Source organism: Paraburkholderia sp. BL25I1N1, from assembly GCF_003002025.1.
Taxonomy (GTDB): domain Bacteria; phylum Pseudomonadota; class Gammaproteobacteria; order Burkholderiales; family Burkholderiaceae; genus Paraburkholderia.
On the sequence record NZ_PVZB01000006.1, the window covers coordinates 316,100 to 324,661 of the forward strand.

Genomic DNA, 8,562 nt, shown 5'->3' on the forward strand with positions numbered 1-8,562 from the left:
GCGTTACCCCTTGCCTTTTGGCGCACAGTTGGCGTCCTTCATGTTGTCGAGGACGTTGCCGTTGTTGTATCGGGCAATGATGTTGTGAAAGAGCTTCGGATCGACGCTCGAGAAGTAGCGCACCGGCTCTTTCTCGGTCGGCGCGGACACCGTGTGGTAGCGGTCCATGCTGAGGTTGTCCGACGAAGCGCGCACTTTCGCAACCCATGCGTTGAACTCGTCAGGCGAGGTGGCGAGCGCACGGAACTTCATATCCGAGAAGCCTTTTCCGCTGAAGTTCGCCGAGGCGCCGGCGTAGTTGCCGGCTTCGTCCGCGATCAGATGCAGGCGCGTTTGCATGCCCGCCATCGCGTAGATCTGGCCGCCGAGCTGCGGGATGAAGAACGAGTTCATCACCGTGTCCGACGTGATCGTGAAGTTCACCGGCGTGCCGACCGGGAACGCCAACTGGTTCACCGACGCAATGCCAAGGTCCGGATAGATGAACAGCCACTTCCAGTCGAGCGCGACGACTTCGACGTTGATCGGCTTGACCTGCGACTCGAGCGGCTTGTACGGGTCGAGCTCGTGCGTGGTCTTCCACGTCAACACGGCGAGGAACAGAATGATCAGCGTCGGAATCGTCCAGATGGCGATTTCGATACCCGTGGAATGCGTCCAGCCCGGACGGTAGTCGGCGCTCTTATTCGACGCGCGATAACGCCACGCGAACAGCAGCGTGAGCGCGATCACCGGAACGACCACGATCAGCATGGCCCAGGTGGACGTGGCAATCAGCTCACGTTCCGCCAGCCCCACACTCCCCTTCGGATTCAGAATATCGAGGTTGCTGCAACCCGAGAGCAACAACACGAGGCTCGCGGATACGAAACTCATCGACCCGCGCAGAGTCTTTCCTTTCATATCCATTGCCTCTTTTTTACGTCTTCAACGAACGTCATTCGACCGCTCTCCAATAGTAAGCGCTCGCATAATAGGGGCACGCCCGGTCGTAATAAACACTCGATTTAGCAACGATCTATTGCGTCGCAGCACGGTGCGACACGTTGCCGCACACTTGCGCGCGGGTCAGCAACTGAAATGCTTCGCTGCAAGGAATCGAAGTATCGGCCGAACGAGAAAACCCCTTTAAACAAGCGCGAAAACGCGCCGCGGTCTATGTGGCCGCAGCGCGCGTCATGCGTGCAAAGAGACTTGATCCATAAGGGAAAAGCGCGTTGACAGCGCAGCACTCACCAGGTGAATGCTGCGCCTGCGCAATGCCTCGTCCGATCAGCCCGGCGAGCGGGCGGTCGCGGCTGCCGGCGCGGGCACCGCGGCTTGCAGATGCTCGCCTCCCTCGCCGCCAGCCGGCGCCGCGTCCGACGGATGGGCCGAGCGCTCCGACTGAGCCAGCAACGTGCCGACCGACGGATCGATCGCGTCGGTGAACGGCTTCGGATTGATGCCGATGGCGAGCACCAGCAGCGCCATCGCGCCGAGCAGCACGAACTCGCGCTTGCCGACATCCTTGAGATTGGCGACGCGCGTGTTGGCGATCGCGCCGAAGATCACGCGCTTGTACATCCACAGCGTGTAGGCCGCGCTCAGAATCAGCGTGGTGGCCGCCATCGCGCCGATCCAGAAATTGAAGCGGATCGCGCCCATCAGCACCATGAATTCGCCGACGAAACCCGAGGTGCCGGGCAAGCCGATGTTGGCCATGGAAAACAGCATCACGAACGCGGCGAAGCGCGGCATGGTGTTGGCCACACCGCCGTACTCGGCGATCGAGGCAGTCTTCGTGCGGTCGTAGAGCATGCCCGTGCACAACAGCATCGCGCCCGACACCACGCCGTACGACAGCATCTGCACGATCGCGCCGGCCTGGCCGATGCGGTTGAACACGAACAGGCCGAGCGTGACAAGGCCCATGTGCGCGACCGTCGAATACGCGAGCAGGCGGCGCATGTCGGTTTGCACGAGCGCGAGCAGGCTCGCGTAGATCACCGCGACGAGCGAGAGCGTGATCATCATCGGCGCGAAGAAGTGGCTCGCCTGCGGCGCGATCGGCAAGGCGAAACGCAGCAGACCGTAGCCGCCCAGCTTCAGCATGCCGATCATCACGGCGGCGCCCGTCGGACCGTCGAGGTGGACGTCAGGCAGCCACGTGTGCAGCGGCCACATCGGCACCTTCACGCCGAACGCGGCGAGGAAACCGAGGAAGATCAGGACCTGCGGCCACGTGCCGAGGTGCGTCTCGCGCCACACCGCGAGGTCGAAGCTGTGCGTCTGGCCGTATAGATACAGCATCGACATGAGCATCAGCAGCGAGCCGAGAAACGACACGAAGAAGAATTTCACCGCGGCATACGAGCGGTTCGACTGGCCCCACGTGCCGATCAGCAGATAGAGCGGAATCAGCGTCGCTTCGAACGAGATGAAGAACAGCATGCCGTCGAGCGATGTGAACACGCCCTGCATGAAGCCCGACAGCATCAGGAAGGCGCCGAAGTACTGCGCGGTCCGCTCGGTGATCGACTCCCACGAGGCGACCACGATGATGATCGTGGTGAGCGCGGTCAGCGCGACGAGCCACAGCGAGATTCCGTCCACGCCCACATGCCAGGCGATATCGAAGGTGGGCGACCAGCGCGCGTTCTCGACGAACTGCATCGACGTGACGTCGTTGCGGAAATTCGACACTAGCGGAATCACCGGCAGAAAACCCGCAATCGCGCCGATCAGCGCGAGCCACCGTGTGCGACCACGTGCCGCGTCGGATCCGGCACGCAAAACCACCGCGCCGGCGACAATAGGGATCCAGATTAGAAGGCTAAGAAGAGGCAATGGCATGTGCTCTATCAAAACTTGAAGTACAAAAACGCCGCATCAATGCCTTCAAAATAGAAAGCATTGAAATGGATATGTAGGCTGGATTTCGCTGAAATTTGACGTGCAATCGGGGTTGGCCGCTACACGTTTACCCGCAGTCGAATGACCAAGGGTGGGAGATTACCAAGATAAGAATACTTTTGCAGCGCAACAACGCTGCAAAGCCGCTGGCAATGCATCGTTGCGACGCTTGGGCTTGCGGAATGGATAAAAATGTGCAGACGCACAAATCCGCCAGCGGAGGTTGCAGCGGCGGATTTTAGGGGAAAAAGCGAGCAGTTGATAGCCAGTTAGAAACTCTTGCACAATCCTTCGGCGTGCGTCCGGAGCCGGAATAGATCATGCTCGTTCCTGACGTGGTAGCGGCGCGCATTTCGAGCTTTCGGAGAAAATTTTTTGCTTATCCGCGAGCATAAATTTTTTGATCCTGCGCTCCAAATAATCCGGCGCAAGGTGACGAAAGTTCGGGACAGGAAATCGACGGCACGCGTGTGAGCTCGCTCCCCGGCACGCGCGTGGGGTGTCGGCGTGCCTTACAGAAGGCGAATATACTTCGGCGGTTCAAGGACAGATGTGCGTGCGCCGGTGCAGCGCTTTTCTGGTCTGCGTTTCGCCCATCCGGACGCCGCCCACACTTTTCGGAAAACGCATGCCACGTGACGAAGGCGTCGTTCCCGCGCTCGAGTGCCGCGGGCTCAGCAAAACCTACGGCGCGGGCCGCGTCGTGCTGGCGCAACTGGATTTCATACTCGGTCCGGGCGAATTCGTCGCGATCATGGGCGACTCGGGTGTCGGCAAATCGACGCTGCTGAATCTAGTGGCCGGCCTGGACAGTGCGGATAGCGGCGACGTGATCATCGACGGCAGCGCCGTTTCGCGCCTGGACGACAACGCGGCGACGCGCCTGCGGCGGCAAAAGCTCGGCTTTGTCTTCCAGGCGTTTCACGTGCTGCCGCATCTGACGCTTGCGCAAAACGTGGCGCTGCCACTGCTGCTCAACGAACTACCCACCGCCGCCGCGCTCGACATGCTCGCGGCGGTTGGCCTGGGCGGACGCGGCGACGACTTTCCGCGTCAACTCTCGGGTGGCGAATTGCAGCGTGTCGCGATTGCGCGAGCGCTGGTACATCGCCCGAAACTGCTGCTCGCCGACGAACCCACCGGCAACCTCGATCCCGATACCGCGCACGAAGTGCTCGGCCTGTTCCGCGCGCAAAGCAAGGCGACCGGCGCGGCCACGATCATGGTGACGCACTCGGAAGCCGCCGCGGCGGTCGCCGACCGCATCCTGATCCTGAGCGACGGCGGTCTGCATGCGACGCCTCCTTCTACAGCCCTGACCTTCGGCTCCCGTAACCGCACGCCTTCCGCCGATGATGTCCGCTGATTCCCATCGTCTACCGCGCTTGCGAGGCCATCGCGTTCTCGCGCGCTGGCTGTTGGGCGCCGAATGGCGCAGCCATCGCGGACGCGCCCTGGTTGCAATGGCAACGATCGCGCTCGGCGTCGCGCTCGGTTACGCCGTGCAGTTGATCAACAGCGCGGCGTTCAGCGAATTTTCCGCGGCGGCCCGCAGCCTGTCGGGCGAAGCCGATCTGCAGGTGCGCGGCGCCCAACCGTTAGTCGACGAAACCATCTATCCGCTAGTCGCCAACGAGCCCGGTGTCGCGCTGGCCAGCCCCGTGCTCGCGCTCGATGTCACCGTGCCCGAGCGGAGCGCCGCACTGCCGGTGCTCGGCATCGACGTGTTTAAAGCGAGCCGCATTGCACCCGACCTGATCGGCGTGCCGTCGCCGGATAAGCCGTTCGATACCCTCGCGGCCGACACCGTGTTTCTCTCGACGGCGGCGCAGCAATGGCTGAAGGTGAAAGTCGGCGACGAGGTGGCGCTGCGAAGCGGCACCTCGATCGTGCATCTGCGCGTGGCGGGCGGCATCGTGAGAACACGGCCGGGCCAGCGGCTCGCCGTCATGGATATCGCCGCCGCGCAGTGGCAGTTCGGCAAAGTGGGCAAGCTCTCGCGAGTGGACGTGCAGCTCGAACGCGGCGTCGACCGCGAGCGCTTCAGACGTGAGATGCAAGCGCGGCTCGGCAACCAGTGGGTCATTGCCGAAACGCGTGACGCAGAGAGTCGCACCGATCGCCTCTCGCGCGCGTATCGGATCAATATGAATGTGCTCGCGCTGGTGGCGTTGTTTACCGGCGCGTTTCTGGTCTTTTCGACGCAGGCGCTGAGCGTCGTGCGACGGCGCGCGCAGTTCGCCATGCTGCGTGTGCTCGGGCTGACGCGGGGTCAGTTGTTGCGCCAGATCCTGATGGAGGGCGCGTTGCTGGGTCTGCTCGGCTCGCTCGCCGGACTCGCGCTCGGCTATGCGATGGCGAGCGGTGCGCTGCATTTTTTCGGCAGCGATCTGGGTGGCGGCTACTTTCCCGGCGTGCAGCCGCAAGTCGGCTTCGAACCGCTGGCGAGCGCATTGTTTCTGATGCTCGGGCTGGCCGTATCGGTATTGGGCAGTCTCGCCCCCGCACTGGAAGCGGCGCGTGCGCGGCCCGCCACGGCGCTCAAGGCGGGCGCCGAAGAAGGCGCGTTGGCGCGGCTCGCCACACCGTGGCCCGCCCTGCTGTGTCTGCTGGCCGCCGCTGTACTGACGCAGGTGCCTCCGCTGTTCGACGCGCCGATTGGCGGTTATCTGGCCGTCGCGTTGCTGCTCGTCGGCGGGATTGCGCTGATGCCGCGCGTGACCGCGCTCATCTTCGGCGCGGCGAGTCGTGCTTTCACCGCGCGACGCCGGGCCGGCGCGGCCGTCACGCTGGCCCTCGCGCGACTTGCGAATGCGCCTGGGCATGCGTCGATCGCCATGGGCGACGTGCTGTCGAGCTTTGCGCTGATCGTCGCGATGGCCATCATGGTGGCGAGCTTCCGGGTTTCCGTTGAAGACTGGCTGGTTCATCTGCTTTCCGCCGATCTGTATGTTCGTGTGGCGCCGAACGGCGACACCGGCGGTTTGCGGTTGGACGAACAGAGCCGGCTCGCGGCCGTGCCCGGCGTTAGAACAGCCGCATTCGCGCGCACTTCGCATCTGACGCTCGACCCTGCGCGGCCCGACATCGCTCTGCTCGCGCGTGAGATCGACGCGGCCGATCCGGGCGCGAATCTGCAAATCACCGGAGCCGTGTTGCCGCCTGCTGAATTTCACGCAGGCGAAACACCTATTTGGGTATCCGAAGCAATGGTCGATCTGTACGGATACAAGCTGGGTCAGCGCGTTCGATTGCCGTTTGGTGAACGCGGCCACGTGTTCGTCGTGGCGGGCGTATGGCGCGATTACGTGCGGCAAACCGGCGCCATTCAGATACGGCTCGCCGATTTCCGGCGCTTGACCGGTGACACGAGTGCAACCGACGTGGCCGTCACCGTTCAGCCCGGGACGAGTGTCGAGCAAATTGCCGTGGGGTTGCGCGCGCTGCCGTTCGGGGCATCGCTGGACTTGTCCCTACCGGGTGAAATCCGCGCGCGCACGCTGGTGATTTTCGACCGCAGTTTTGCGGTCACCTATCTTCTCGAAGCGGTCGCTATCGTGATCGGCTTGTTCGGCGTGGCGGCGACATTCTCCGCGCAGACGCTCGCTCGTTCGCGTGAGTTTGGCATGCTGCGGCATGTCGGTGTGACGCGCTCGCAGGTGCTCGCCATCCTCGCGCTCGAAGGCGGCATGCTCACCGCGTGCGGCATTGCACTGGGCTTCGTGCTCGGCTTTGCGATCAGTCTGATCCTGGTGTTCGTCGTCAATCCGCAGTCGTTTCACTGGAGCATGTCGCTGCACGTGCCATGGATGGCGCTCGCCACCGTCGCGCTGGTGATGCTCGCTTCGTTATGTTCGACGGCGGTGATTGCGGGACGCGGCGCAGTGTCGGTGGATGCGGTGCGTGCCGTGAAGGAGGATTGGTGATGAAGGCTTTATCGCGCGATCCGGCGCGGTGGGGTATGCGCGCGGTAGCGGCGCGCTTTGATCTCGTCGGCGAGGAAAGACGGTTCGTTTTGCGGCGGCCTGATCCGCACATGGGGACCGTGGTTTTGGACGGGAACATGTCGAAGGACGCGTTGATTGGGCGCGAGGTGCCATGGATCGGAGCGTGCTTCGATTTGGCCTCCGGCGATGGGTATTGCACCGCTCTGCAACGCCGTGAGTTGCGGATCACCGGCGTGGATTGGGGCGGGACTATTCCGAGCTACGGGTCGATTGGGCGCGAGGTGCCATGGATGTCGGCTCGCCGGGCTGTCGCGAGTGGCGGATCCAACGTCGCCCTGCGTTCACGTGGGCCGCAGCAGGCGTGCGCGGCGTCGGGCGAGACTTTGCGGGGCTACATGTCGATTGCACGCAAGATGTCGTGCCAGCCGCCGGTTGAGTCCGCTAGTGTCACGAATCGGCGCATAGGTAGCCGTATTCGCGGTTTGCTGTCCATCTTGATGCTGACTGCCTGGCCCGCGTTCGCCGCGGCGCCCGAATTCGCGGCGGTCACATCCGATCACGCAATCGCCCTGCCGCAGGACACCGGTGCGCACGCGGCCTTTCGCACCGAATGGTGGTACGCGACAGGTTGGCTCACGACGCCGGATAATCAGCCGCTCGGATTTCAGATCACGTTCTTCCGTTCCGCAACCGGGCATGACGCCGCCGATCCGAGTGCTTTCGCGCCTTCGCAATTGATCATTGCCCATGCCGCGTTAAGCGATCCCGCGCTCGGCCATCTTGCGCACGAGCAACGCATTGCCCGTCAAGGATTCGGTCTGGTGTATGCGAAGCCGGCCAACACCGACGTCAAACTCGATGCATGGAAAATGGTTCGGGCCGCCGACGGTCAGTACGACGTCGTTGCGGACGCGAACGGTTTTTCGCTGCATCTCAAGTTGACACCGACGCAAGCACCCTTGATTCAGGGCGAACGCGGCTATTCACGCAAAGGTCCGCGGCCTGAGCAGGCGAGTTATTACTACAGCGAGCCGCAATTGCGCGTAACTGGCGGCGTAGTTCGACCGGTCGCGGCAGGCGGTTCGTCGCGTGGCGAGACTCCTGTAACGGGAACGGCGTGGCTCGATCACGAATGGTCGAGCACATTGCTCGATGCCAATGCGGTAGGCTGGGATTGGCTCGGCGCCAACCTCGCCGACGGCTCTGCGCTGATGGCGTTCAAGGTAAGAAGTCGCGATGGACACGCTGTGTGGGCGCATGCGGCATTTCGCAAACCCGACGGCGAGGTGACAACCTTCGCCCCCGACCAAGTCGACTTTACGCCGCTTCGCACATGGCGCTCGCCGCGCACCAACACTTCTTATCCCGTCTCGATGACGGTCAAAACCGGTCTGCTGACGTGGAAACTCGATCCGCTGATGGACGATCAAGAGCTCGATTCGCGGCAATCGACGGGCGCGGTGTACTGGGAAGGCGCAGTGCGGGTGAACCGCGAAGGTGTGGATGCCGGACGGGCGTACCTGGAACTGACGGGCTACGCGGATGCGCAGGGGATGGGGCGGGAGTGAAGGCGGGTTGTACGGCGGGGTTATGCGGTGGGGGTTTTTCCCGCGTATGGCGGCGGCGTAAACGCAGAAACCCCACCTTTGCGGGGTGGGGTTTCTGTTTGCTGCTGGGGAGCCTGACGATTACCTACTTTCACACGGGTAATCCGCACTAT

The 8,562-nt window shown here is 63.0% G+C and carries 5 protein-coding genes; 3 read left to right on the top strand and 2 right to left on the bottom strand.

The features are described from left to right. Nucleotides 1-3: 3 nt before the first annotated feature. Together cyoA and B0G73_RS11980 are read right to left on the bottom strand one after the other, a co-directional pair. The gene (gene cyoA / locus B0G73_RS11975) at nucleotides 4-903 is read right to left on the bottom strand and encodes a ubiquinol oxidase subunit II (protein WP_106280935.1); all 900 of its coding nucleotides are present in this window, start codon (nucleotides 901-903) and stop codon (nucleotides 4-6) included. A gap of 369 nt (nucleotides 904-1,272) precedes the next feature. Continuing rightward, nucleotides 1,273-2,835 (bottom strand): NuoM family protein, encoded by a 1,563-nt coding sequence (locus tag B0G73_RS11980; protein ID WP_106280906.1) that lies wholly within the window; start codon nucleotides 2,833-2,835, stop codon nucleotides 1,273-1,275. Between the two features lie 688 nt (nucleotides 2,836-3,523). On the opposite strand from B0G73_RS11980, the gene B0G73_RS11985 reads away from it, so the two are divergent. The 3 genes from B0G73_RS11985 (at nucleotide 3,524) to B0G73_RS11995 (ending at nucleotide 8,410) form a co-directional block, all read left to right on the top strand. Next, the gene (locus tag B0G73_RS11985) at nucleotides 3,524-4,261 is read left to right on the top strand and encodes an ABC transporter ATP-binding protein (RefSeq protein ID WP_106280908.1); all 738 of its coding nucleotides are present in this window, start codon (nucleotides 3,524-3,526) and stop codon (nucleotides 4,259-4,261) included. Continuing rightward, nucleotides 4,248-6,821, top strand: coding sequence for an FtsX-like permease family protein (locus B0G73_RS11990; RefSeq protein ID WP_374957005.1), 2,574 nt, complete (start codon nucleotides 4,248-4,250; stop codon nucleotides 6,819-6,821). Before B0G73_RS11985 ends, B0G73_RS11990 begins: the two co-directional genes overlap by 14 nt. Nucleotides 6,822-7,339: 518 nt before the next feature. Further along, a complete protein-coding gene (locus B0G73_RS11995; protein ID WP_258193283.1) occupies nucleotides 7,340-8,410 on the top strand; it encodes a carotenoid 1,2-hydratase in 1,071 nt (356 codons plus the stop codon). The last annotated feature ends 152 nt before the right edge of the window (nucleotides 8,411-8,562 follow it).

What these genes read in the sequence shown, in the direction of transcription:
- cyoA (WP_106280935.1), bottom strand. Translation starts at nt 903, where the DNA reads ATGAAAGGAAAGACTCTGCGCGGGTCGATGAGTTTCGTATCCGCGAGC.
- B0G73_RS11980 (WP_106280906.1), bottom strand. Translation starts at nt 2,835, where the DNA reads ATGCCATTGCCTCTTCTTAGCCTTCTAATCTGGATCCCTATTGTCGCC.
- B0G73_RS11985 (WP_106280908.1), top strand. Translation starts at nt 3,524, where the DNA reads ATGCCACGTGACGAAGGCGTCGTTCCCGCGCTCGAGTGCCGCGGGCTC.
- B0G73_RS11990 (WP_374957005.1), top strand. Translation starts at nt 4,248, where the DNA reads ATGATGTCCGCTGATTCCCATCGTCTACCGCGCTTGCGAGGCCATCGC.
- B0G73_RS11995 (WP_258193283.1), top strand. Translation starts at nt 7,340, where the DNA reads ATGCTGACTGCCTGGCCCGCGTTCGCCGCGGCGCCCGAATTCGCGGCG.